The following is a 23,579-nucleotide window of genomic DNA, read 5'->3' on the forward strand; positions in this document are numbered from 1 at the left end:
GGGTGCTCCCTCCGTATCATTTTCCAAGCGAGGTCTATTGCATGTCTGAAGTAAAAGATCCGGTCTGGCGCCAGGCGCTGTCCGGCGCGCAGATCCTTTTTGTCGCCTTCGGCGCGCTGGTGCTGGTACCGATCCTCACCGGTCTCAACCCGAGCATGGCCCTTCTGGGCGCGGGCATGGGCACCCTCATCTTCCAGCTCTGCACCAAGCGCCAGGTCCCCATCTTCCTGGGTTCCTCCTTCGCCTTCATCGCGCCCATCATCTACAGCGTGCAGACCTGGGGGCTCCCCTCGACCATGGGCGGGCTCTTCGCCGCCGGCTGGCTCTACCTCGCCTTCTCACTCGCCATCTACCTGCGCGGCGCCGACTTCGTGCACCGCATCATGCCGCCGGTTGTGGTCGGTCCGATCATCATGATCATCGGCCTTGGACTTGCCAACGTGGCGGTCAACATGGCCATGGGCAAGACCGGCGACGGCAAGGGCGTCCTGGTCGACTACAACACCGCGCTCCTCGTGGCCGGCATCTCGCTTGCCACCACCGCAGCCGTTGCGGTGCGCGCCCGCGGCATCTTCCGCCTGCTGCCGGTCCTCTCCGGCGTCGCCGTGGGCTACGTGGTCTCCATCTTCCTGGGCCTCGTCGATTTCTCCAAGATCGCCGCGGCTCCCTGGCTCGAGGTCCCCAAGTTCGTGACCCCCGAGTGGAACTGGTCCGCGGTCCTGTTCATGATCCCGGTCGCCCTGGCCCCCGCCATCGAGCACGTAGGTGACGTGGTCGCCATCGGCGCCGTGACCGGCAAGGACTACACCGAGAAGCCGGGCCTGCACCGTACCATGCTGGGCGACGGTCTCGCGGTCTGCGCCGCGGCGCTCGTGGGCGGCCCGCCGGTCACCACCTACGCCGAGGTCACCGGCGCCGTCATGATCACCCGTTGCTACAACCCGGTCATCATGACCTGGGCGGCCGGCTTCGCCATCGTCATGGCCTTCTTCGGGAAGTTCAACGCCATCTTACAGTCCATCCCGGTGCCGGTCATGGGGGGCATCATGATGCTGCTGTTCGGCTCCATCGCCTCGGTCGGCCTCAACACCCTGATCCACGCCCGGGTCGACATGCACCGTCCGCGCAACCTGGTCATCGTCTCGCTGGTGCTGGTCTTTGGCATCGGCGGGCTCAGCATCAACGTGGCCGGCCAGCATCTGCACGGCGTCAGCCTGTGCGGCATCGCCGCCATCCTGCTGAACCTGCTCCTCCCGAAAGGGGAGGCCGCGCCGATGGGTGGCGACGCCGTCGAGGAAGAGCCCGAGGAGACCGTGGCGTAGCTCTCTGTCGCAGCTGCCGTAATACCGAACGCCGTCCCGCGCCTTTTGGGATGGCGTTTTTTTTGTCCCGGTCCAGCGAGCCGGTGCCGACCCTGTAGGGGCGAATAATCATTCGCCCGTCCGGCCCCGTGCCGGGCTACGTCTCATTGTCGTTCCCGCCAGAAGTTCTCTTAGCGTCTCCGCGCCTTGGCGCCTTGGCGTTAGAGATTAGCCTTTGTCCTATCCTTACTCCCAATGAGCTTCTTTCCTGAATTGCCAACCCGGCCGACACAGGTATAATCTAATCCGTTTGAAATTAGAATAAGTTAACCAGGTTTGCCGGCGCACCCTTTCGGTTGCCGGAAGCGAACGCGCCCGCAGCTGTCGGGCCGCCAAAAAAGGAGGTCGTCCATGAAGGGAAACGAGAGGGTGATCGAGCAGTTGAACGTACGCCTGGCGGAGGAGTTGACCGCGACCAACCAGTACATGGTGCACGCCGAGATGTGCGAGAACTGGGGCTACAAGAGGCTCTACTCCGCCATCCGCGAGCGTGCCATCACCGAGATGAAGCACGCGGAAAAGCTGATCGAGCGGATCCTGTTCCTGGAGGGGAGGCCGATCGTGAGCAGGCTGGACCCGATCCACATCGGCGGGGAGATCCCGAAGATGCACCAGTTCGACCATGCCCTGGAGGAGAGCGCCATCAAGGGGTACAACGAGAGCATCAAGCTGGCGCTGGAGCTGGGCGACAACGGGACCAAGGAACTGCTGGAATCGATCCTGAAGCAGGAGGAGGACCACATCGACGACATCGAGGCGCAACTCGACCAGATCTCGCAGATGGGGGTGCAGAACTACCTGGTGGACCAGGTCGGCTGACGCCGACAGCGCAGGTACGAGGGGGGACAGAGGGCGCCGGGGATCATTCCGGCGCCCTCTTTTCGTGCGGCCGCTAGGCCCCCTGTGCCTTTTCCAGTTCGGCCAGGCGCGCCCGCAGCGCTTTCTCCTTTTGCCACCGCGCGGTCACGTCCCTCATTACCGCGACGGTCCCGGCGACCTTTCCTTCGGCATCCCTGATGATGGTCATGGAGAATTCGGTCGAGATGCGCGAGCCGTCCTTTTTCAAGGCCGGTGCTGCCAGCAACTCCGTGGCGTAGCGCGTCGTGCCGGTTTCCATGACGCGATAATACCCTTCCCAATGCCGGGGGCGCTGGTTTTCGGGGATGAAGATGTCCAGCGACTGCCCCAGTGCCTCCTCGGCAGTGAACCCCAGCATCTCTTCCGCTCCCTTGTTCCAGAGCCGGATCAGACCGTCCCTGTCAGAGAAGATGATGGCGTCGTTGCAGTTTTGGACCAGTTGCCGGTACAGCTCCTGTTGGTCTATCTCGTTCATGGTCGCCTCCCTTGCTGTTTTGTATCAATGATACCATCCCTTGCACTGCCGGCTTTTGACGCAAATCAAAGAGTCCGGGAGTCTCTCCGCCCTGTGACAGTATTACGCATTAAATATCAATAATTTTAAACGCTGTTTCTAAAGATGGTGCGAAATCTTGCCGATAGTCACAGTACTGACTGAGGGCTTTCGCGTCCATCTGGGAGGAGTGATGTTCAAGAACAAGCTGATGCACAAGATACTGGCGATCATCGGTATCAACCTGTTGGTGGGGATCGCCATTGTGGGGTGCCTGGCCATCTGGCTCCAGTACAGTTCCACCATGAAGCTGCAGGAGCAGAACAGCCGTACCATGTCCTCCGTCATCATCGACGAGATCTCGGCTTTCATGATGAAAGACGACTCCAAGTCGGTGCTGAACCTGGCCAAGACGGCAAAAGAGCAGCACTTCGGCTTTGACCTCCAGGTCTACGGCAAGGACGCGAAGGATCCGGTGACCGGGGCGGTCAACAAGGATGTCGCCGAGAGTTTCACCACCGGCAAGCGGGTCGAGAAGCGCGAGACGGTTGCCGGCGTCCACACGCTGCGCGCCGCGGTCCCTATGAAAAACGAACAGCGCTGCCAGCAGTGCCACGATGCCGGGGACAAGTACCTGGGGGCGGTCCTTTTGACCTCGTCGCTGGAGGATGGCTACCGGAGCGCGGTCAGGATGATCGCCCTCCTGGTCGGGGCGGGTTGCATCTTCTTCGTCTGCATGATGGGGGGGATGTACTTCTTCTTCAGGAAGTCGGTGATGCGGGAGATCCTGTTCTTCTCCGAAAAGCTCAAGGATATCGCCGAGGGGGAAGGGGACCTCACCAAGGAGATCCCGGTCCGCTCCGACGACGAGATCGGCGACCTGGCGCGCCACATCAACCACCTGGTCCGGAAGCTGCGCGAGACCATCACGGTGCTCTACGATCTGGCCGAGAACATCTCCATCTCGCTGTGCCAGGTTTCCAGCCGCGCCACCAAGACGGTCACCTCCGCGGCGGACCAGAAGCAGCGCTCCGAGGCCGTAGCGGTCGCCACCGAGGAGATGGCCGCGACCCTCAACGTCGTGGCCGGCAACACGCACCAGGCGGCGGAGTTTTCCTCGGAGGTCGACGAGGCGGCCAACCGCGGCATGAGCGTCGTCGACAGCGCCTGCAACTCCATCACCCTGATCCGCGAAAACGTGGTGCAGACCCTGGGGACCGTGGAGCGCCTGGAAACCTCGTCGGCGCAGATCGGCGACATCATCGTACTCATCGAGGACATCGCCGACCAGACCAAGCTGTTGGCCCTTAACGCCGCCATCGAGGCGGCCCGCGCCGGCGAGCACGGACGCGGTTTCGCGGTGGTCGCCGACGAGGTGAAGATGCTTTCCGAGAAGACCGCCACCTCCACCAAGGAGATCGCGAAGATCATCACCAACATCCAGAGCGAAAGCCGCGAGGCGGCCCGCTCCATAACCGAGGAACAGGGGCGCGTCGAGGACGGCGTCGAGAAGTCGGCGGCGGCCCGGGAGTGTCTGGAGCGGATCCTCGGGCTGGCGGGCGAGACTGCGCAGCTCATCAACCAGATCGCCTCCGCGACCGAGGAGCAGAGCGCCACCACCAACGAGATCGCCGAAAAGATCCACAACGTCTCCAGTTCCGCCTCCGGCGTGCACGAGGACATGCTGGAAAGCGACCGGGCCTTCACCGACCTGACCCGAGTGGCGGAGCAGATCTTCTCCACGGTCGGGAAGTTCAGCGTCGGCAACCGGCACGACGAGATGAAGAGCCTCGCCACCGAGCTGCGGGACAAGCTGACCGCGACCCTCGAGCAGGGGGTGGCCTCGGGGAAGATCTCCGTGTCCGACCTCTTCGACCGCAATTACCGCCCCATTGCCAACACCTCGCCGCAGAAGTACCACACCGCGTTCGACAGCTTCTTCGACCAGTACGTCGGGCCGGTCCAGGAGGAGGTCCTGGCGCGCAAGGGGACCATATTCTTCGCCATCTGCGTCGACGACCACGGCTATGTGCCGTGCCACAACCTGCGCTACTCAAAGCCGCTGACCGGCGACCCGGAGACGGACAAGGTCAACAACCGGACCAAGCGCATCTTCGACGACAAGACCGGATTGAAGGCTGCCCAGAACACGGAGCCGTACCTGCTGCAGACCTACATGAGGGACACCGGCGAGATCATGAACGACATCTCGACCCCCATCATCCTGAACAACCGGCACTGGGGCGCGGTCCGACTGGGGTACCTCGCCAAGTAGCGCGGTGGCCCTTGATGCCAAGCGGCAGGGCCGCTCCGTCCCACAGCTCGCGCAGGCTGGGGATGTCCCCGTCGCCTGAACCGGTCACCGTCTTCTGTCCGTCGGGTGCTCGGGCGCAGCCGCCGGGCACCCTCCTTTTGTTTTATTTTTGTGTAAGACGCGCTGCCGGCGGTAGCCGCTGCGGCAGCGCCTGGCGCTACCGCAGCTTCGGGTCGGCCGACGGTTCACACGGTCGTGAGCCCTCCTCGCGCCGGCCCCGTCCCCTCCCATAGAGCGGCAGAATAGAAAGAAAAATTTCTATCCGTGTCCTGGCTCTTCCCTTCATGAAAATACCCAATTTAACAGAATAAACCTCCGCACGCGGGACTGAGCCGGTGTCTCGGGACACACGAAACAACTTTTTATTCTTGACGTGAACGGCAAGTTCAGATTAGATTGCATACTGTATACATTGCCCCTGGATCCATGGTAACCGGCCGCGCAGCGCTGGAATAGGGGTTTTGGGGGTGCTGAGAGACCGGCACCGGGCACGACGGGTTTTTAGTTGACTCAATGGGCGCCCTTAAGTAGAATCCGGTTCTAATTTTTCCCAAAAAGAGGCAAAAACGCGCTGGGAAAGGTGTTTATCCCGTGCCGGTGCGATGCTGAAAGTCATGTGATTTGTCAGCTTTACGCTGATTTCGTTGTAAACATCAAAACAAAACAGGAGGCAGATATGTCCGAGTACGGCACACTTCAAGACCGGGTACAATGCAAACAACTTTTGAACAAGGTCAAGACTCCCGAGCAGACCATCGAGTTCTTCAAGAACGGGATGAACCTTGGTTGGTCTGGCTTCACCCCGGCCGGTTATCCGAAAGTGGTGCCCATCGCCCTGGCTGACCACGTGGAGAAGAACAACCTGCAGGGCAAGCTGAAGTTCAACCTCTTCATCGGCGCTTCCGTCGGCGCCGAGACCGAAGACCGCTGGGCTACTCTGGACATGATCGACCGCCGCTGGCCGTACCAGACCGGCAAGAACATCGCAGCCGGCATCAACTCCGGTCGCATCCGCATGGGCGACAAGCACCTCTCCCTGTTCGCACAGGACCTGGGCTACGGCTTCTACACCAAGGACTCCGAGAGCGGCAAGCTCGACCTCGCCATCATCGAGGTTTCCGCGGTCAAGGAAGACGGCTCCCTGGTGCCGACCTCTTCCTGCGGCGTCATCCCCGAGATCCTCATGATCTGCGACAAGATCATCCTCGAGGTGAACACCGGACAGCCCTCCTTCGAAGGTATCCACGACCTCTTGACCCCGCTCACCCCGCCGAACCGTCAGATCTTCGGCATCACCCACGCCGGTGAGAGGATCGGTTCCACCTCCATCCCGTGCGATCCGAGCAAGGTCGTCGCCGTGGTCGAGTCCAAGCTGCGTGACCAGGGCCGCGCCTTCGCCGAGCAGGACGACACCTCCGAGGCGATCGCGAACCACATCATCGACTTCTTCACCGCAGAGGTGAAGGCGGGTCGTCTGCCGAAGAACCTCCTCCCGATCCAGTCGGGCGTAGGCTCCATCGCCAACGCCGTCATCGGCGGCCTGGCCAAAGGCCCCTTCAAGAACCTGACCGTCTACACCGAGGTACTCCAGGACACCATGCTCGACCTGTTCGACTCCGGCAAGCTCGACGCGGCTTCCTCCTGCTCGCTGTCCCTCTCCGCAAGCCCGGGCTTCCCGCGCTTCTTCGAGAACATGGACAAGTACTTCGACAAGATCACCCTGCGTCCGCTCTCCATCTCCAACGCACCGGAGCCGATCCGTCGTCTGGGTTGCATCGCCATGAATACCCCGGTTGAGATCGACATCTTCGCTCACGCGAACTCCACCCTGGTCGGTGGTACCCGCATGATCAACGGCCTGGGCGGCTCCGGCGACTTCCTCAGGAACGGCTTCCTGAAGATGATGCACACCCCGTCCTCCCGTCCGAGCAAGACCGACCCGACCGGTATCTCCTGCGTCGTGCCGCACTGCTCGCACATCGACCACACCGAGCACGACCTCGACTGCGTCATCACCGAGCAGGGTCTCGCCGACCTGCGCGGCCTGGCACCGAAGGAGCGCGCCCGTCGCATCATCGAGAAGTGCGCCCACCCGGATTACAAGGCGCAGCTCACCGAGTACCTTAACATCGCCGAGAAGGACTGCCTCGCGAGGAAGGTCGGCCACGAGCCGCAGCTGTGGGATCGCGCCTTCAAGATGCACCTCAACCTTGAGAAGAACGGCACCATGAAGCTCAAGAACTGGGATGTGAAGATCGACCTCTGCGAAGACTAATAGCTCGCAGCCGCAAGCAGCACAAAAGCCCCGCCGGATTCGGCGGGGCTTTTTTTGTGGCTCATCAGCGGATGGTTAGCAGAAGGGACTGGCTCCGTCAGGTGCCTGTCCCTCTCGCGGTACGCTCTATTCCGCTCAGCCACCTTACCAAAAGCTCTAAGGGGACAGGCACCTGGCGGAGCCAGTCCCCCTCCTTCGGGCAAGGGCTTTAAGGTGAAGCAGGCTAGCTGCGGGCCTTGGGGTGTGCCTTGTCGTACACCTCCATCAGCTTGTCGATGCTGACGTGGGTGTACTTCTGGGTGGTGGAGAGCGAGGCGTGTCCCAACAGCTCCTGGATCGCCCTGAGGTCGGCGCCCCCCTCCAAAAGGTGGGTGGCGAAGGTGTGGCGCAAGGTGTGCGGGGAAACCTTGCGCATGGCGGCGATGAGCAGCATGTGGTCATCCACGATGCGCGTCACGCTGCGCCGGTTGATCCTTTTGCCGCGGCTGTTCAAAATGAGCGGTTCCCCCGGTTCCGGGGCGCCGCGCTCGGCGAGGTAGGCGGAAAGGGCCTGCCGGGCGAAAGATCCTACCGGCACGATGCGCTCCTTGCCCCCCTTGCCCATGACCCGCGCCACGCCATCGGCAAGGTCGAGGTCCCCGACGTTCATGCCGGTCAGCTCGCTCACCCTGATGCCGCAGGAGTACAGCGTTTCCAGCACCGCCCGGTCCCGAAGCGGCAGCTTGGTCCCGGCCGGCGCTTCCACCAGCGCGCTTACTTGGTCGATGTTCAAATGAAAGGGGAGGCGCTTCTCTTTCTTAGGCGTGCTGACCAGTTCGGCGGGGTTCTTCTCCAGCCGCCCCTCCCGGAGCAGGAAGCGAAACAGCGCACGGATCGCGGAGAGCTTGCGCCCGATGGAACTCTTGGCGTGCCCCTTGTGCAACTGCGCCAGGTACTGTCTGATGGCCAGATGGTCGACCGCAGCCGGGGCCGGCTCCCCCCGCTGGGCCAGAAACGACGCGAACTGCTCCAGGTCGCTCCGGTAGGCCGCCAGGGTGTGGGGCGAGACGTTGCGTTCGGTCTCCAGGTAGTCGCAGAATTGCTCGATGGCCCGTTTCATGGTATGGAATCTACCTCAGTGCCATGGCACTTTACAACAGCTTTTGAGCGGGAGGATGAGATGTACCAGGTGGCGCTGGAGCGGGTTTCGGGTTACGGGCGTGAAGAGATGCGGGATGCGGTGGCCCGGCTCCTGGAGCCGTTGGGCGGGATGGAGCGTTATGTGAAGCCGGGGGAGCGGGTGCTGATCAAACCCAATCTCCTTTCGGCCAAGCCGCCCGAGGCGGCGGTAACCACCCACCCGGAGCTGCTGCGCGCCGTGATCCTCGAGGTGCGCCGGGCGGGGGGCGTGCCGCTGGTGGGGGACTCTCCCGGTGTGGGAAGCGGCCGACGGGTGGCGGAGCGCTCGGGGATGATGGCGGTCATCGAGGAGACCGGTGCGGAGTTCGTCCCCTTCACCGAGGCCCTTCCCGTCGCCGGGTCGGGCACCTTCAAAGAGTTCGAGCTGGCGCGCCCCTATCTCGAGGCGGACCGCCTGATCAACCTCCCCAAGCTGAAGACCCACGAAATGATGACCATGACCTGCTGCGTGAAGAACCTGTTCGGCGCGGTAGTCGGGACAGCCAAGGCGGCATGGCACCTGAAGGCGGGGGCGGATAAGGAGCTTTTCGCGGACATGCTTCTCGAGCTGTACCGGCTGCGCGAGCCGGATCTGAACATCGTCGACGCGGTGGTCGCCATGGAGGGGAACGGTCCGGGAAGCGGTGACCCCTGCCGGGTCGGCGTACTGCTGGCCGGGGACAATGCGGTCGCCGTGGACCAGGTTGCCGCCCGGGTGGCCGGCATACCGCGGCCGCTGCTCTACCTGGAAAGCGCGGCCCGGCGCATGGGGCTACCGGGGACCCGGCCCGAGGAGGTGACGGTGCTGGGGGGCGACCCGGACGCGGTGCTGGAGCGGCCGCTTAGGCTCCCCCATCTTTCCGACGTCCAGTTCGGGCTCCCCGGTTTCCTGAAGAACCGGCTCAGAAACCAGTTCACCTCGCGCCCCGAGGTCGCCGCCGACAAGTGCGAGCTCTGCAGCGTCTGCGTGAAGGCGTGCCCTCCGGCGGCGATACGGGTTCAGGGGGGGAGGCTTCGCTTCGATTACCAGCGCTGCATCCGCTGCTTCTGCTGCCGCGAGCTCTGTCCCCACGCCGCGCTGACGCTCAGGGATGGCTGGCTGCTCCGGATGATGAAGAAAAGCCGCCGCTGGTAGCGTCGGGGGGCGGTTGACAAGGGGAGGGGGGACCATTATATTTTCTCCCATCCTCCGGGAACCACACAGCGAGGGATGCAAATCCAACCAGGGAAAAGGAGATCAGGCTATGTGGACTAACTTCTTCATGATCCGTCCGGTAACCCACTGCAAGGAAGGTTGCCCTAGTTGGCCCGTCGCCTGACCGCGGCGGGCTCCCATCAGAAAAGGCCCCCTGTTCACGACAACAGGGGGCCTTTTTGTTTGGCTCTATTGGCTGCGGTGTTGGTATCGTACGGACCTCTCTGAGGAGAGAGGCGCGCGGCAGAAGGGACTGGCTCCGTTCGGTGCCAGTCCCTTTAGTGGAACGCTCCTTTCAGCACAGCCACCTTCCCAAGCAGAAAGAGGACAGGCACCTGGCGGAGCCAGTCCCCAGGGCTCCGTTCGCGGGTCCCGGCGGCCGGCGCCGCCGTCGCCCTGCCACCTGCGTTTGCTCAAAACCCCTTTGAATTGACAACTGTGCCAAATTCCGCTATTCTGCGCACCTGTGCGTACGCGTGCCGTCACCCAAAAATAGGTATTGAATGCTTAAAGTTACCCTTGTCATACTCGCACTTCTGACCCCCTGCCTCGCCTTCGCGGCACCCGGAGACCTCCCCCAGGACCTGGGGCGCAAGGAGCGTCAGACCCAGCAGCTCGCCTCGGCCGACCTCGCCCTTTCCAAGGGGCTCGGCCTTACCTCCGCCGATTTTCCCGGCAATGACGACGTAACCGACGACCCCGACGACTTCGATCTCAAGCTCCCGGAGATGGAGCTTCCCGACTCCGACATCCCCCTTACCTTCAACTCCAAGGTCGAGTACTTCACCCGCTACTTCCAGGGATCCGCCCGCGGCTCCTTCGCCAAGTGGCTCTCCAGGAGCGAGCGCTATATCCCGATGATGCGGGAGGTGCTCAAGAAGGAAGGGCTCCCCGAGGATCTGGTCTACCTGGCCATGATCGAGAGCGGCTTCATGCCCCACGCCGTATCGGTGGCTGCCGCCGTCGGCCCCTGGCAGTTCATGCCGGCCACCGGCAAGCGCTACGCGCTCAGGATAGACCCCTGGATCGACGAGAGGCGCGATCCGCTGAAGGCGACCATCGCCGCCGCGCTCTATCTCAAAGAGCTCTACGCGATGTTCAACAACGACTGGTACCTCGCCGCGGCCGGGTACAACGCGGGTGAGAACAAGATCCTGCGCGCCATCAACATGTACAACACCCGCGATTTCTGGGAGATCTCCAAGGGAAGCTACCTGGCGCGCGAGACCAAGGACTACGTACCCAAACTCCTGGCCGCGGCCATCATCGCCAAGGAGCCGGCCAAATTCGGCTTTGCCGACGTCGCCTACCTGCCGCCCATCGAGTTCGACCAGGTGCCGATCCCGTCGCGCACCGACCTGGACGTGATGGCCAAGGCGTGCGGCGTTTCCCTGCAGAACATCAAGGAGCTGAATCCGGAACTGCGCCGCGCCACCACGCCGCCGGACTACCCGGGGTACCTGCTGAAGGTGCCCAGAGGGACCGGCAGCGCCTGTGCTTCCGAGTACGCCAAGATTCCCGAGTCCGAGCGCTACGTCGAGCGGGTGAGAAACGTGCAGTACCGCGCCAAGAAGCGCGACACCCTGACCACCATCGCCAGGCGCTTCAACACCTCGCCGCAGAGCATCGCCGAGTTGAACAACCTGGGTAAAAAGAAGGTTAAACTCGCCGGCCGGGTGCTGACCATTCCGGTGCAGATCGCCTCGGTCCGCAGCGAATCCCACCCAGCACACCCGGCGCACCCCGCGCAACCGGCGCAGCCGGAGACCCCGGTGCTTGAGGCGAAGGCCGAAACCAAGGCCGCGACCCACGTGGCCAAGGCCGAGGCGGAGCCCAAGGAAGTACACAAGTACTACACGGTGAAAAAGGGTGACACCCTTGCCTCCCTCGCCAAGAGGTTCAACGTAACGGCCCGGCTCCTCTCCGCCTGGAACAACCTGAAGACCCGGGTGGCCCTGAAGCCCGGCAAGCGCATCATCGTCGCCAAGTACCAGGCCAAGGAAGAAGGCTAACCCGTCAACCGCTTCGCAAATCACGTGACTCGCACCACGAAAGGATAAATCAACCGATGTACAACCTTCTCATTTCCGCAGGCGCAGCAATCGCAGTCCTCCTTATCGTCATCCTCGCCGCCGGCACCAGCTACTGGTGGGCAGCTCTTCTGGGCGCCATGATCGTCTTCATGGTGTGCTTTTTGATCATCTCCCGCATCATCACCAAGAAGCTCGAAGAGATCATGGAACCGGCCATGAAGGATATCCAGGCCCAGCGCTTCGAGAAGGGGATCCGCGACCTCAAGGCCGCGCTGCGCTACGGCAAGTGGCAGATCTACGTGGAGAGCCAGATCAACTCCGCGATCGGCATGGTCTATTTCGTCAGGCGCGAGTTCTCCACCGCCTTCCCCTACCTGGAGAAGGGCTTCTTCAAGAACTGGGTCACCATGGGGATGCTGGGCGTCACCTACATGAAGAAGAACAAGCACGACAAGATGAAGGAGACCTTCGACAAGGCGCTCATGGCGAGCCCCAAGGAGTCGCTGCTCTACGCCCTCTACGGCTACTGCCTGAACGAGATCGGCGAGAACGTGAAGGCCTGCGAGATCGTGGCCAAGGGTCTCGGCAAGCTCCCCGGCGACGAGAACCTGAAGCAGAATCTGGAGCTGTTGCGCGAAGGGAAGAAGATGAAGATGAAGGGGTACGGCGAGATGTGGCTGCAGTTCCACCTGGAAAGCATGGCGACCATCCAGAAGCAGCAGATGGCGGCCATGGGCGGAAAGCGCCGAATTATCAGAAAATAGCTTGTAAAGATATCTCAAAAATGCCATATTGAGCTGTTTTTTAAGACGGGCTTCGCTGCTCGTCTTTTTATTTGTAGCCGAGCCAAGAAAAGGAGCAGTAAAGCATGCAGGAGAAGATCAGAAACATCGCCATTATCGCCCACGTCGACCACGGCAAGACCACCCTGGTCGATGCCATGTTGAAGCAGTCCGGTGTTTTCCGGGAAAACGAGGCGATCACCGAGCGCGTGATGGATTCCAACGACCTGGAGAAGGAGCGCGGCATCACCATCCTTGCCAAGAACCTCTCCATCCACCACGGCGGCTATAAGATCAACATCGTCGACACCCCGGGACACGCCGACTTCGGCGGTGAGGTTGAGCGCGTGCTCAAGATGGTCGACTCCGTGCTGCTGCTCGTTGACGCGCTGGACGGCCCGATGCCGCAGACCCGCTTCGTACTGAAGAAGTCGCTCGACCTGGGGCTGCGTCCCATCGTTGTCATCAACAAGGTCGACCGCCCCGGCGCCCGCCCCGCCGAAGTCGTCGACATGGTGTTCGACCTGTTCTGCGAACTGCAGGCCTCCGACGCCCAGCTCGACTTCGCCATCTGCTACACCAGCGCCAAGATGGGCTACGCCATGCGCGAGATGGATCAGCCGTCGGAGAACATGGAGCCGCTGTTCGAGCTCATCAAGGACAACGTCCATCCGCCGGAGGGGAACCCCGACGCGCCGTTCCAGCTCCTGGTCACCAACATCGACTACAACGACTACATCGGTCGCATCGCCACCGGCAAGATCTTCAACGGCAAGGTAACCGCCGGCGAGACCGTGGCGCTCATCAAGCGCGACGGCGTCATCTCCAAGGCGCGCGTCAGCAAGCTTTTGGGCTACGAGGGGCTGAAGCAGGTAGAGATCGCCGAAGCCTACACCGGCGACATCGTCACCATCGCGGGCTTCACCGAGGTGGGTATCGGCGAGACCCTGGCCGCCGCCGACAACCCGATGCCGCTTCCCTACGTCGCCATCGACGAGCCGACCCTGTCCATGAACTTCATCGTCAACTCCTCCCCGTTTGCCGGTCGCGAGGGGAAGCTGGTCACCTCGAGGAACATCCGCGAGCGTCTGGACCGCGAGCTTAGAACCAACGTTTCGCTCAGGGTCTCCGATACGGCCAACGCCGACACCTTCCAGGTTTCCGGTCGTGGGGAACTGCACCTCTCCATCCTGATCGAGAACATGCGCCGCGAAGGTTTCGAGATGGCGGTCTCCAAACCGGAGGTCATCATGCGCATGGTGGACGGCGTGCGCCACGAGCCGATGGAGTACCTGGTGGTTGACGTGCCTTCCGAGTACCAGGGCTCCATCATCGAGAAGATGGGCCCGAGGAAAGGGGAGATGGTCTCCATGAACCCGATGGGGGACACCGTGCGCCTGGAGTTCATCGTCCCGGCCCGCGGCCTGATCGGCATCAGGGGTGAGTTCCTGACCGAGACCCGCGGTACCGCGGTGATCACCCACACCTTCCATGACTACGCCCCCTTCAAGGGGGAGATCCCCGGCCGTAAAAACGGCGTCCTCATCGCCATGGAGCAGGGTGAGACCACTGCCTACTCGCTGGACGCCCTGCAGCCGCGCGGCATCCTCTTCCTCGGCGCCGGCGTCGAGGTGTACGGCGGCATGATCATCGGCCAGCATGCGAAAGACAACGACCTCGAGGTGAACCCCTGCAAGGGGAAAAAGCTCACCAACGTGCGCGCCTCCGGCAGCGACGACGCCGTCAAGCTCACGCCGCCGCGCGTCCTCACCCTGGAGCAGGCGCTCGAGTTCATCGACGAGGACGAACTGGTCGAGGTGACGCCGGTTTCCATCCGTCTGCGCAAGAAGGAGCTCGACCCGAACAAGCGCAAGCGCGCCGGCCGGGCCTAAGACAATCGGGGAGGGGGATTCAGCCGAGGTAGCCGCAGCATCCTGGCCTGCAACGGAGCTCAAATCCCCCTCGATTCCCCTTTGCGAAAGGGGAGGTTGGACCGAGCTGAGAAGAGTTTGCTGTACCTTTGAATTCATGTACCTCATCAAGGAGGCTTCCATGCACTCTCGACACCTGCGTTTACCGGGTCTTTTCTCCCTGCTCCTGCTGGTCGGCGCCTGCGCTACGACTCCGGCCCCGGTCAAAAGCCCCGAGACCTACTTCAAGGAAGGCGAGGCCGCTTACGCCTCCCGCCACTTCGAGGACGCCATTGCGCAGTTCAAGAAGGTGAAGGAGAGCTACAGTAACCCGGAGCTGACTGCGCAGGCCGAGCTGAAGATCGCGGACGCGCACTTCGAAAACGGCGCCTTCATCGAGGCTGCCGCTGCCTACGAGGATTTCCGCAAACTCCACCCCAGCAACGAGAAGGCCCCCTACGCGCTGTATCGCCTGGGGCTGTCCAACTACAACCAGATCACCGGCATCGACACCGACCAGACAGCGGTGAAGAACACCGTGCATTTCCTGGAGATGTTCCTGGCGCAGTACCCCGCCTCCGAGTACGCCGCGGATGCCAAGGTGAAGCTCGCCGACTGCCGCAGCAAGCAGCTTGCCTACGAGAACTACGTGGGGAACTTCTACCTGCGGACCAAGAAGTATCCCTCCGCTATCAAGCGGCTGAACGAGGCGCTGCAGCGCTTCCCGGGAGAGCCCGGGCTTGCGGATACGCTCCTCTACCTGCAGCAGGCCTACCTGAAATCCGGGGATACCGCGCACGCGGATGAGGTGCAGAAGAGGCTCGAGAAGGAATATCCGGTGCAGGCCCGCCAGGCGCGCGGGGAGGAAGCGAAGCCGGCCCCGGGCAAGGACGAGCTCCCCATGATCATCTTCAAGGACGACGGGAAATAAAAAAAGGCGCGCGCCCCGATGCCGGGACGCGCGCCCTTGCTTTCTTCGCCGGCTCTAGGCCACCAACTGGTGCTGCCTGCTGCCGGCGTTGCTGTTTTTGCGCCCTTTCTTCTGGCGGTACATCCTCTGGTCGGCCAGGCGCCAGGATGCCATCAGCTCCTCGCCGTCGTGGGCGGTGGCGGCGCCGATGGAGAGGCTCAGGGGAAGCACGGCGTGTTCATGGTTACTCGTGGCCAGGTGCGCCTGGAGCCGCTCCAAGGCCTCGCGCAGGGTGGTCTCGTCGGTGTTCGGGAGCAGCGCCACGAATTCGTCCCCTCCGACGCGCGCCACCACGTCCTCGCGCCGGAAGGCGTTCTTGAGCACCTCGGCCGCGTGCCGGAGCAGGTCGTCACCGGCTGCATGCCCCTGGTGGTCGTTGACCTCCTTCAGGCGATCGACGTCGACCATGACGATGCTGACCGGGAACTTCCTTCCTTTGCTCAGCCGCTCGAGCTCCTCGTCGAAATAGGCGCGGTTGTAGATGCCGGTCAGAATGTCGTGGCTGCTCAGGTAGCGCAGCTTCAGCTCGGCCTGCTTGCGCTCCGAGATGTCCAGCAGCGCCCCCACCACGCCGCCGGAACTGCTGCCCGAGTTCTTGAAGGTGGCGCTGTAAAAGATCATGTCGCGGCGTTCGCCGTCGGCGCAGGTGATGGTCCCCTCGAAGCTGCGCGGGCCGACGCCGTTCTCGGCCGTCTCCTCGCCGCGGCTGTAGAGGGCCGCCAGGTCCGGGGGGAGGATGTCGTAGATGCTCTTGTTGATGTGCTCGCCCCGCTTCATGCCGATCTGCTCTTCGAAGGCCCTGTTGCAGCCGAGGTACAGGCCGTTGGGGTCGTTGTAGAAGATCGGGGTGGGCAGGGTGTCGATGAGGACCTGGATGAACTCCAGTTTCTCCTTTAGTTCCTGCTCGTGGCGGCGGCTCTGCTGCCTGAGGGCGGCCTCGGCGATGGAACGCTGCACCGCCGGTACCAGCCGGGCCAGGTTTCCCTTGAGCACGAAATCGTCGGCCCCGGCGCGGATGGCTGCCGCGGCGGCCTCTTCGCCGACCTTGCCGGAGATCATCAGGAAGGGAACATCGCTGCCGCGCTCCTTGAGTATCTGCAGCGCCTTGAGCCCGCTGAAGCCGGGCATGACGTAGTCGCAGATGATGACGTCCCACGACGCCGTATCGAGCGCCTCGGTCAGGGCCTGTGCGCTGTCCACTCGCTGGAAATGGACGTCGAATCCGCCCTGCTCGAGCTGGATCACGATCAGCTGGGCATCGTCCGGGGCGTCCTCTACGGTCAGGACTCTTAACAGTCTCTTCATGTGCGGTTTTCTCCGATAAAACAGGGGATTGTGGCACCGGACACCGGGATATTGTAAACGATGGCGACGCAAAGACAAGCCATGTGTCGGGGGGGGAAACACCCCCGTCGGCAACGGCCAGGCCGGTACGGCAGCGTGGACGACCGGCTCATGAATAGATGTATCGGCACGACCTCCCGGCAACTAAAGAAATTAATTTTTTATCATTATTTTTAATCAGTGCAACAGCCGGACAACATTAATTTGCGCTTTGCCGTTGCGGCGACAAAGCCGCTGCGTGTATAGTCCTCATGAAGAAGGGCGCGCCCGGAAGCGGCGGCAGGTACACTGCGTGGCGGACGTTCTCATGACCGAGCGGCCGGCACGATATTTAAGGAGAGGGGATGAAACAGTTTTTTTTCGCCACCACCGCCAAAGGGGTGGAAGAGGCGCTCGCGGGTGAGCTGGCAAGGCTCGGCGTGCCGGAGGTGACCACGGAGAGCGGCGGCGTCCGCTTCGCCGGGGGGATGGAGGCGGCCTACCGCGCCAACCTGTGGCTGCGCACGGCAAGCCGGGTGCTGATGACGCTCGCCGAGTTCCCCTGTGAGACCCCGGAGGAGCTCTACCGCGGCGTGCGGGGCGTCTCCTGGGAGCGCTTTCTCACCCCCGCCCTCACCCTTGCCGTCGACTGCAACCTAAGGGACTCCGCGCTGACCCATTCCGGGTTCGTGGCGCTCAAAACCAAGGACGCCATCGTCGATGCCTTGCGCGACCACTTCGGCAGCCGTCCCAGCGTGGATACCAAAGACCCCGACCTGCGCGTCAACGTGCGCCTGTTCAAGAACCGCTGCACCCTGAGCCTCGACCTGTCCGGAGAACCGCTGGACCGGCGTGGTTATCGCCTGGACCGTCACGAGGCCCCGCTCAAGGAGAACCTGGCGGCGGCGCTGGTGGAGCTCTCCGGCTGGGACGGCAGCACCCCGCTGGTCGATCCCATGTGCGGCACCGGCACCATCGCCATCGAGGCGGCGCTCAAGGCGCTGCGCATCCCCCCCGGGCTCAACCGTCGTTTCGGCTTCCAGCGCTGGCAGGGGTTCGATCGGGCGCTCTGGGACCGCATCGTAGCCGAGGCGCGCGCCGGGATGCTGGAGCAGCTGCCCGCGCCGGTGCAGGGAACCGACCTGTCCCACTCCGCAGTCGGCATGGCCGCACAGAACGCCAAGCGCGCCGGGGTGCTGCAGCACCTCGTGCTCGGGCAGCTCCCCATGGCCGAAATCACCCCGCCCCCGGGACCGGGTGTGCTGATCCTCAACCCGCCCTACGGCAAGAGGCTCGGCGAGCAGGAGGCGCTGCGCCCGCTCTACAAGGAGATCGGCGACACCCTCAAACAACGCTGCAAGGGATACACCGCCTACCTCTTCACCGGGAACCTCGAGCTGGCCAAGTCGGTCGGACTGAAGGCGACCAGGAGAATGGTGCTCTACAACGGCCCCATCGAGTGCCGTCTGCTCAAGTACGAGATGTATTAGGGAAGCAGGCTTCTGTCATTAAAATAGAAGCTTGACACGCTAATCCTTTTACTATATGTTTTAATTTCGCTTTTCGGGCCTATAGCTCAGTTGGTTAGAGCTACCGGCTCATAACCGGTCGGTCCCAGGTTCGAGTCCTGGTGGGCCCACCACCTTACAAATTAGGATGATGTGGGGATGCCCTTAAAGCACCTGGTCAGACGAAAAAATACACTTCTAGTGGGGAGAAAGAGTGCACACCAAGCGGTTGCACTCTTTTTCTTTTGAGCGTGATGATAACTCCAAGAATTTCAGATCTAGTTGGAATAACTGGGAAAATTGCCCCAATTCACTTTGCGGAATCCTGGGACAACGTGGGGCTGCAGTTGGGCGACCCCGTCGCCCCGGTTTCCCGCATCATGGTATCGCTCGATCCCGGCCGTCCCGCCGTGGAGGCGGCCATCGAGGCCCGCTGCCAGCTGCTCGTCACGCATCACCCCTTCATCTTCTCCCCGCTGAAAAAGATCACCGCCGCCGACGAGACCGGCCGCCTTACCATCCTCGCCCTCAAGAACGACCTCGCCATCATCTCACTGCACACCAACCTCGACATCGCCCACGGGGGCGTGAACGACCTTCTGGCCGGCTGCCTCGGCCTCCAGGGCGCGCAGCCGTTGAAGATCACCGGCGGTGAGGAGTACGTAAAGATGGTGCTGTTCGCGCCGCGCGGCTTCGAGGAGAAGCTGCTGGCCGCGCTTTCCCCCTTCATGCCCCTGATCGGCAACTACCGCGACTGTTCCTACCAGGTCGAGGGGACCGGGCGCTTCACCCCGCTCGCCGGGGCGAAGCCGTTCGTGGGAGAAGTCGGGGCGGGGCACGCCGAGCCGGAAAGCCGGCTCGAATTCCTGATCCTCAAAGAGCGCATCGGCGCCGCCGTGACCGCCATGAAGGGGGCGCACCCCTACGAGGAGCCCGCCTACGACCTGTACCCGGTGCTGAACCAGGGGCCAGCGCGCGGGCTGGGGCGCATCGGGACGCTGGCCGCCCCGGTGACGGCCGCAAGCTTCGCGAAGGAAGTGCGGGAGCGTCTCGGCGCCGCCGGCGTGCGTCTGGTGGGCGATCCCGAACGCCAGGTGAAGAAAGTGGCAGTCTGTGGCGGCTCCGGCGTTTCGCTGTTGCACGACGCGGCACGCAAGGGGGCGGATATCCTCGTGACCGGGGACGTGAAATATCACGAGGCGCGCGAGGCCGAGGCCCTTGGCGTGGCGCTTCTCGACGCAGGGCATTTCGCCACCGAGCGCCTGATGGTGCAAGGGCTTGGGGCGCAGTTGAAGGACGCCATCGCGGCGCGCCGTTTCGAGGCTGAGATAGTTGAATACCAAGGAGAGCAGGAGCCTTTCAGCTTCTGGTGAGGCGTCTGCTCTTTGCGAACATAACAAGGTAGTTGGGGAGGCGGATTTTGCGTAACAAACTGAAGGCGTTATACGAATTGCAGGAGATCGATCTCAGGATCGACGGTCTGGACGGCGAGAAGGCGCAGCTTTTGAGCGAGGCCCAGGCGCTCGACGCGAAGCTTGCGGATGCCCGTGACAAGATCGCGGCGCGGCGTGAGGAAGTGAGCGCGCTCGAGGAGGAGAAGGGGGCGCTCGAGGCGAACCTCGCTTCCGAGAACGACAACATCACCCGTTCCGAGTCGCATCTCAAGGAGATCAAGACCCAGAAGGAATACCAGGCGGTCTCCAAGGAGATCTCCGGCGCCAAGAAGCTGATCGCTGAGCTGGAGGAGCAGATCCTGCAGAAGATCAACGCCATCGAAGAGATCACCGGCGACATCGCCAAGCGCGAAGCCGATCTCGTCGAACTGGAAGGCAACGTCGCGACTCAGCAGGCCGAGGTGCAGCAGAAGGTTGACGCGCTGGAGGGGGGCATTGCCAAGGATGCCGCCAACCGCGAAGAGACCGTGAAGATCATCCCGGCATCCGTGATGAAGCGCTACAGCAGGCTGCGCGACCAGAGAAGGGGTGTCGCCGTTGTCGAGGCAAAGGAAGGGAACTGCATGGGGTGCAACATGCACCTGCCGCCGCAGCTCTACAACACCCTGTTCCGCGCGGACGACGTGATCACCTGCCCGCACTGCCAGCGCATCCTGGTCATGAAGCAGGAAGTGCAGGACTAAAACCGGTTCAACGTTCAATGTTCAAGGTTCGCCGTGTGCCTCCCCTGATGCATCCGTGCCGGTACGGCGCCGCACGGTGCCGGTGGCCGAAGCGGTAACCCCATTGAACCTTGAACGTTGAACGTTGAACATTTTTTTGCTTTTGGCCGAAGCAGACCAGATGGCCGCTGTCCACCTCGTTTAGGCGAAGGTGGAGGGAGGAAAGTCCGGGCTCCACAGGGCATGGTGCTGGATAACGTCCAGCGGGGGCAACCCCAGGGATAGTGCCACAGAGAGAAGTCCGCCCACCGAAGCCTCGGCGAAGGTGGGTAAGGGTGAAAGGGTGAGGTAAGAGCTCACCGGGTCCGGCGGTGACGTCGGATGCCAGGTAAACCCCACCAGGAGCAAGACCAAATAGGGAAGCGCCAAGGACGGCCCGTCCGTGCTTCCGGGTTGGTTGCTTGAGGGTGTCGGCAACGGCACTCCTAGATGAATGACCATCGCCCGCCTCCGGGTAACCGGTTGCGGGAACAGAACCCGGCTTACGGGCTGCTTCGGCCAATATACAACAACCGTTCAACGTTCAACGTTCGCCGGGTGATCGCCTCCGGCCATCTCCCCGGTGACGGCGGGTTCTGACCCGGCCTTTGCCGTCAAAGACAGGTTTGCAGTAGTAGCCCCGCCTTCCGGTCGCTCCGGACGGCTTTTTTATGTGGCACGAGGTTTCGCGTGGCAGGATGGGATCATGAGTGGCAGGAGGCGGTGACCAGGGTTACCGCGGCGTTTGAACGGCTACCACAAGCCGTACGCCTGGACCTGGAAGAGCTCGCCCGCGGCATGGTGGCACACAAGGAGTCCATGCAGCAACTGGTCGCCGGCGTCGATGCCGCAACCCATTGCGCCGGTTGCGGCGGCGCCTGCTGCGTCAAAGGGAAGTACCACTTCAGCGCGGTCGACCTCCTGGTCTACCTGGCGGCGGCAAAGCCGCTCTTCGCGCCCCGTTTCGACAACGGCCTCTGCCCGTTCCTCGGGGAACCGGAGTGCCTGATCCCCGCCGGCTACCGTCCCTTCAACTGCATCACTTTCAATTGCGACCTCATCGAGGACCAGCTGACGCGGGACGAGGTGTCCCGCTTCTACAGGATGGAACAGGAGCTTTCCGCCCGCTACGCCGAGATCCGGGGCATGTTCCCGGGGCGGAGCATGCACGGCTCCCTGCTTTGACCCCGCATCGATCACAGGAGAAGTGACCATGGCTACAATCATCAACGACATCGTGTTGGTGCACATCGACAACAAGCCCGCGTTCCACGCCAGGATCGAGGATATCTCTCCGGATGTGAAGCCGGGATGGTGGCAGGTGAAACTCCTGGTGCTCACCGTGCCGCTCCAGGTCTACAACTGGATCCTGGACGAGAGCCAGGTGAACGGCGCCCCCTTCACCATGTCCGGGACTCCCGTAATGCTCGAGAAGATCGTGTCGCCGGAGCCTCCCGTGAAGCCGGTCCCCCCACCCGACAACGGGGGCTCCCAAAAGAAGGGGAACGTGGTGTCCCTCTTCGACAGGAAAAAGAACCAGTAATGTCGCACCGTTCCGGGCGGGGTCGTAAAGACCCCGCCCGCCGCGTTTTCAGCTTCGTTGTTCGCTAGGTATTTTAATTTACCCCGGTTCACCCCCAGCTTTTACCACTTCTTGCCACCGGTTCCCGTCCCCTCGCTTAACCCATCGGAAAACCTCCCAAAAATTCCCTATTTGCCGCTAATTTTGCCTTGACATCAATCCTTGCCTCCCGTATAGTTCGTGCACGAAAGTGGTATGTAGTGGTATAAAGTGGCAACGAGTGCCGGGGAAACCATGTTTAGAGGGAAGTTCGACACGACCATCGACGCCAAGGGGCGCACCAGCATTCCCGCGAAATTCCGCGAGGTTCTGGTCGACAGCTTCGGCGACGAGCGCTTCTTCCTCACCAAGAGCATTCCGATGCGACTGGGGGGGGAGCAGATGGACTACGGTCTCGTCATCTATCCCCACAGCGAATTCCTGGCCCTCGAGGAAAGACTCAAGGACGGTGGCGACCTCGGCTTCTCCGTCGATCAGCTGGCCGCGTTGCGCCGCATCGTGCTGGTCCCCGCGGTGGAATGCACCGCCGACAAGCTGGGCCGCATCCTGGTCCCGCCCGACCTGAGAAAGACCGCGCAGCTGGAGCGCGAGCTCCACTTCGTGGGCATGCAGAAAAAAATCGACATCTACAGCCAGTCCGTCTGGGCCAAGGTCTGCGCCCAGGACGAGCAGAACTTCCCGCTCGACGCGCCGGGTCTCACGGCGTTGGGGCTGTAGATGGCGGATTTCCATCACATATCGGTACTCCCGGACGAGGTCCTCGAGCTCATCGCCCCGAAGTCGGGCGGCATCTACGTGGACGGCACCCTGGGAGGCGCCGGGCACGCCGGCCTCATCCTCCAGGCGAGCGCGCCGGACGGCCAGCTGATCGGTTTCGACCGCGATGCCGAGGCGATAGCGGTGGCCCGGGAAAGACTCGCCCCCTTCGGCGACCGGGTCCGGATCTTCCAGAGGAACTTCTCCTCCATCGCGGCGACGCTCGCCGAGGCGGGGGTGGCCGCGATCGACGGCTTCGTCCTCGACCTCGGGGTCTCCAGCCACCAGCTGGACAAGGAAGAGCGGGGCTTCAGCTTCCAGGCCGACGCGCCCCTGGACATGCGCATGGACCGAAGCTCCGGCCCGAGTGCCGCCGACCTGGTGAACACGCTGTCCGAAGCCGAGCTGCACCGCATCATCACCGAGTACGGCGAGGAGCGCTGGGCCAAGAGGGTCGCCTCCTTCATCGTGAAGGCCAGGGAAGAGAGCCCCATCGAGACCACCATGCAACTGGTGGACATCATCAAGGGGGCGATACCCAAGGCAAAGTGGGAGGAGCGGCTGCACCCGGCGACGAGGACCTTCCAGGCCCTGCGCATCGCGGTCAACGAGGAGCTGAAGAGCCTGGAGGACGGGCTTGCCGACCTGCTGAAACTCCTGAAACCCGGTGGACGCGGCGCGGTGATCTCCTTCCACTCGCTGGAGGACCGCATCGTCAAGGAGGCCTTTCGCGACGCCGCTGCCGGCTGCACCTGTCCGAAAGAGCTCCCGATCTGCGTCTGCAAGCGGGTACCGCAGTACAAGGTGCTCACCAAGAAGGCGGTCAAGGCCGGGGATGAGGAACTGAACGCGAACCCGCGCTCCCGCAGCGCACGCCTTAGAGGCATCGAGAAGATTTAACAAGAG

At 62.7% G+C, this 23,579-nt stretch carries 19 protein-coding genes, 1 tRNA gene and 1 other RNA gene; 18 read left to right on the forward strand and 3 right to left on the reverse strand.

The features are described 5' to 3' along the window. The first annotated feature begins 41 nt into the window (after positions 1–41). Both KP004_RS01525 and bfr read left to right on the forward strand, forming a co-directional pair. On the forward strand, positions 42–1,322 hold the full coding sequence (locus tag KP004_RS01525; RefSeq protein ID WP_216800637.1) for a uracil-xanthine permease family protein: 1,281 nt from the start codon (positions 42–44) through the stop codon (positions 1,320–1,322). A 390-nt stretch (positions 1,323–1,712) separates the two neighbouring features. Then, positions 1,713–2,180 carry a bacterioferritin gene (bfr, locus tag KP004_RS01530; RefSeq protein ID WP_199387718.1) on the forward strand — a complete coding sequence of 156 codons (468 nt, stop codon included), beginning with the start codon at positions 1,713–1,715 and terminating at the stop codon, positions 2,178–2,180. Positions 2,181–2,253: 73 nt separating this feature from the next. Here the strand turns inward: bfr and KP004_RS01535 are convergent, their stop codons facing one another. Next, positions 2,254–2,694: a PAS domain-containing protein gene (locus tag KP004_RS01535; RefSeq protein ID WP_216800638.1), complete on the reverse strand. Its 441-nt coding sequence runs from the start codon at positions 2,692–2,694 to the stop codon at positions 2,254–2,256. Between the two features lie 211 nt (positions 2,695–2,905). Here KP004_RS01535 and KP004_RS01540 point away from each other — a divergent pair, with 211 nt between their 5' ends. After that, on the forward strand, positions 2,906–4,987 hold the full coding sequence (locus KP004_RS01540; protein WP_216800639.1) for a methyl-accepting chemotaxis protein: 2,082 nt from the start codon (positions 2,906–2,908) through the stop codon (positions 4,985–4,987). A 715-nt stretch (positions 4,988–5,702) separates the two neighbouring features. Next, positions 5,703–7,301 carry a succinyl-CoA:acetate CoA-transferase ScpC gene (gene scpC / locus KP004_RS01545; protein WP_216800640.1) on the forward strand — a complete coding sequence of 533 codons (1,599 nt, stop codon included), beginning with the start codon at positions 5,703–5,705 and terminating at the stop codon, positions 7,299–7,301. A 223-nt stretch (positions 7,302–7,524) separates the two neighbouring features. Here scpC and xerC read toward each other — a convergent pair whose 3' ends face one another. Further along, positions 7,525–8,400: a tyrosine recombinase XerC gene (gene xerC, locus KP004_RS01550; RefSeq protein ID WP_216800641.1), complete on the reverse strand. Its 876-nt coding sequence runs from the start codon at positions 8,398–8,400 to the stop codon at positions 7,525–7,527. Positions 8,401–8,460: 60 nt separating this feature from the next. Here xerC and KP004_RS01555 point away from each other — a divergent pair, with 60 nt between their 5' ends. The 5 genes from KP004_RS01555 to KP004_RS01575 all read left to right on the forward strand — a co-directional run bounded on the left by KP004_RS01555 (position 8,461) and on the right by KP004_RS01575 (position 15,310). Beyond that, positions 8,461–9,594 (forward strand): DUF362 domain-containing protein, encoded by a 1,134-nt coding sequence (locus KP004_RS01555; protein ID WP_216800642.1) that lies wholly within the window; start codon positions 8,461–8,463, stop codon positions 9,592–9,594. A 563-nt stretch (positions 9,595–10,157) separates the two neighbouring features. Continuing rightward, positions 10,158–11,666, forward strand: coding sequence for a lytic transglycosylase domain-containing protein (locus KP004_RS01560; RefSeq protein WP_216800643.1), 1,509 nt, complete (start codon positions 10,158–10,160; stop codon positions 11,664–11,666). A 56-nt stretch (positions 11,667–11,722) separates the two neighbouring features. After that, a complete protein-coding gene (locus KP004_RS01565) occupies positions 11,723–12,451 on the forward strand; it encodes a tetratricopeptide repeat protein (protein WP_216800644.1) in 729 nt (242 codons plus the stop codon). 104 nt (positions 12,452–12,555) lie between these two features. Next, positions 12,556–14,361: a translational GTPase TypA gene (gene typA / locus KP004_RS01570; protein ID WP_216800645.1), complete on the forward strand. Its 1,806-nt coding sequence runs from the start codon at positions 12,556–12,558 to the stop codon at positions 14,359–14,361. A gap of 160 nt (positions 14,362–14,521) precedes the next feature. Then, a complete protein-coding gene (locus KP004_RS01575) occupies positions 14,522–15,310 on the forward strand; it encodes an outer membrane protein assembly factor BamD (protein ID WP_216800646.1) in 789 nt (262 codons plus the stop codon). A gap of 54 nt (positions 15,311–15,364) precedes the next feature. Here KP004_RS01575 and KP004_RS01580 read toward each other — a convergent pair whose 3' ends face one another. Then, positions 15,365–16,654, reverse strand: a complete 1,290-nt coding sequence (locus tag KP004_RS01580; RefSeq protein ID WP_216800647.1) for a sensor domain-containing diguanylate cyclase — start codon at positions 16,652–16,654, stop codon at positions 15,365–15,367. A gap of 383 nt (positions 16,655–17,037) precedes the next feature. Between KP004_RS01580 and KP004_RS01585 the strand changes: the two genes are divergently transcribed. From KP004_RS01585 to rsmH, 9 genes are all read left to right on the forward strand, one after another. After that, entirely contained in the window at positions 17,038–18,162 is a 1,125-nt protein-coding gene (locus KP004_RS01585; RefSeq protein WP_216800648.1) for a THUMP domain-containing class I SAM-dependent RNA methyltransferase, read from the forward strand. Positions 18,163–18,237: 75 nt separating this feature from the next. Beyond that, positions 18,238–18,314, forward strand: a tRNA-Ile gene (locus tag KP004_RS01590). Between the two features lie 120 nt (positions 18,315–18,434). Further along, positions 18,435–19,553, forward strand: coding sequence for a Nif3-like dinuclear metal center hexameric protein (locus KP004_RS01595; RefSeq protein WP_216800649.1), 1,119 nt, complete (start codon positions 18,435–18,437; stop codon positions 19,551–19,553). Positions 19,554–19,600: 47 nt separating this feature from the next. Beyond that, on the forward strand, positions 19,601–20,317 hold the full coding sequence (locus KP004_RS01600; protein ID WP_216800650.1) for a zinc ribbon domain-containing protein: 717 nt from the start codon (positions 19,601–19,603) through the stop codon (positions 20,315–20,317). A gap of 148 nt (positions 20,318–20,465) precedes the next feature. Beyond that, an RNA gene (gene rnpB, locus KP004_RS01605) (RNase P RNA component class A) lies at positions 20,466–20,856 on the forward strand. Positions 20,857–21,025: 169 nt separating this feature from the next. Then, complete coding sequence (locus KP004_RS01610; RefSeq protein WP_216800651.1) at positions 21,026–21,520, forward strand: hypothetical protein; 495 nt, start codon at positions 21,026–21,028, stop codon at positions 21,518–21,520. A 28-nt stretch (positions 21,521–21,548) separates the two neighbouring features. Further along, positions 21,549–21,878, forward strand: a complete 330-nt coding sequence (locus tag KP004_RS01615; RefSeq protein WP_216800652.1) for a hypothetical protein — start codon at positions 21,549–21,551, stop codon at positions 21,876–21,878. 273 nt (positions 21,879–22,151) lie between these two features. Next, positions 22,152–22,634, forward strand: a complete 483-nt coding sequence (gene mraZ, locus KP004_RS01620; protein ID WP_216800653.1) for a division/cell wall cluster transcriptional repressor MraZ — start codon at positions 22,152–22,154, stop codon at positions 22,632–22,634. Continuing rightward, positions 22,635–23,573 carry a 16S rRNA (cytosine(1402)-N(4))-methyltransferase RsmH gene (gene rsmH, locus KP004_RS01625; RefSeq protein ID WP_216800654.1) on the forward strand — a complete coding sequence of 313 codons (939 nt, stop codon included), beginning with the start codon at positions 22,635–22,637 and terminating at the stop codon, positions 23,571–23,573. Positions 23,574–23,579: the final 6 nt, after the last annotated feature.

This window comes from Geomonas oryzisoli, assembly GCF_018986915.1.
Lineage (GTDB): Bacteria > Desulfobacterota > Desulfuromonadia > Geobacterales > Geobacteraceae > Geomonas > Geomonas oryzisoli.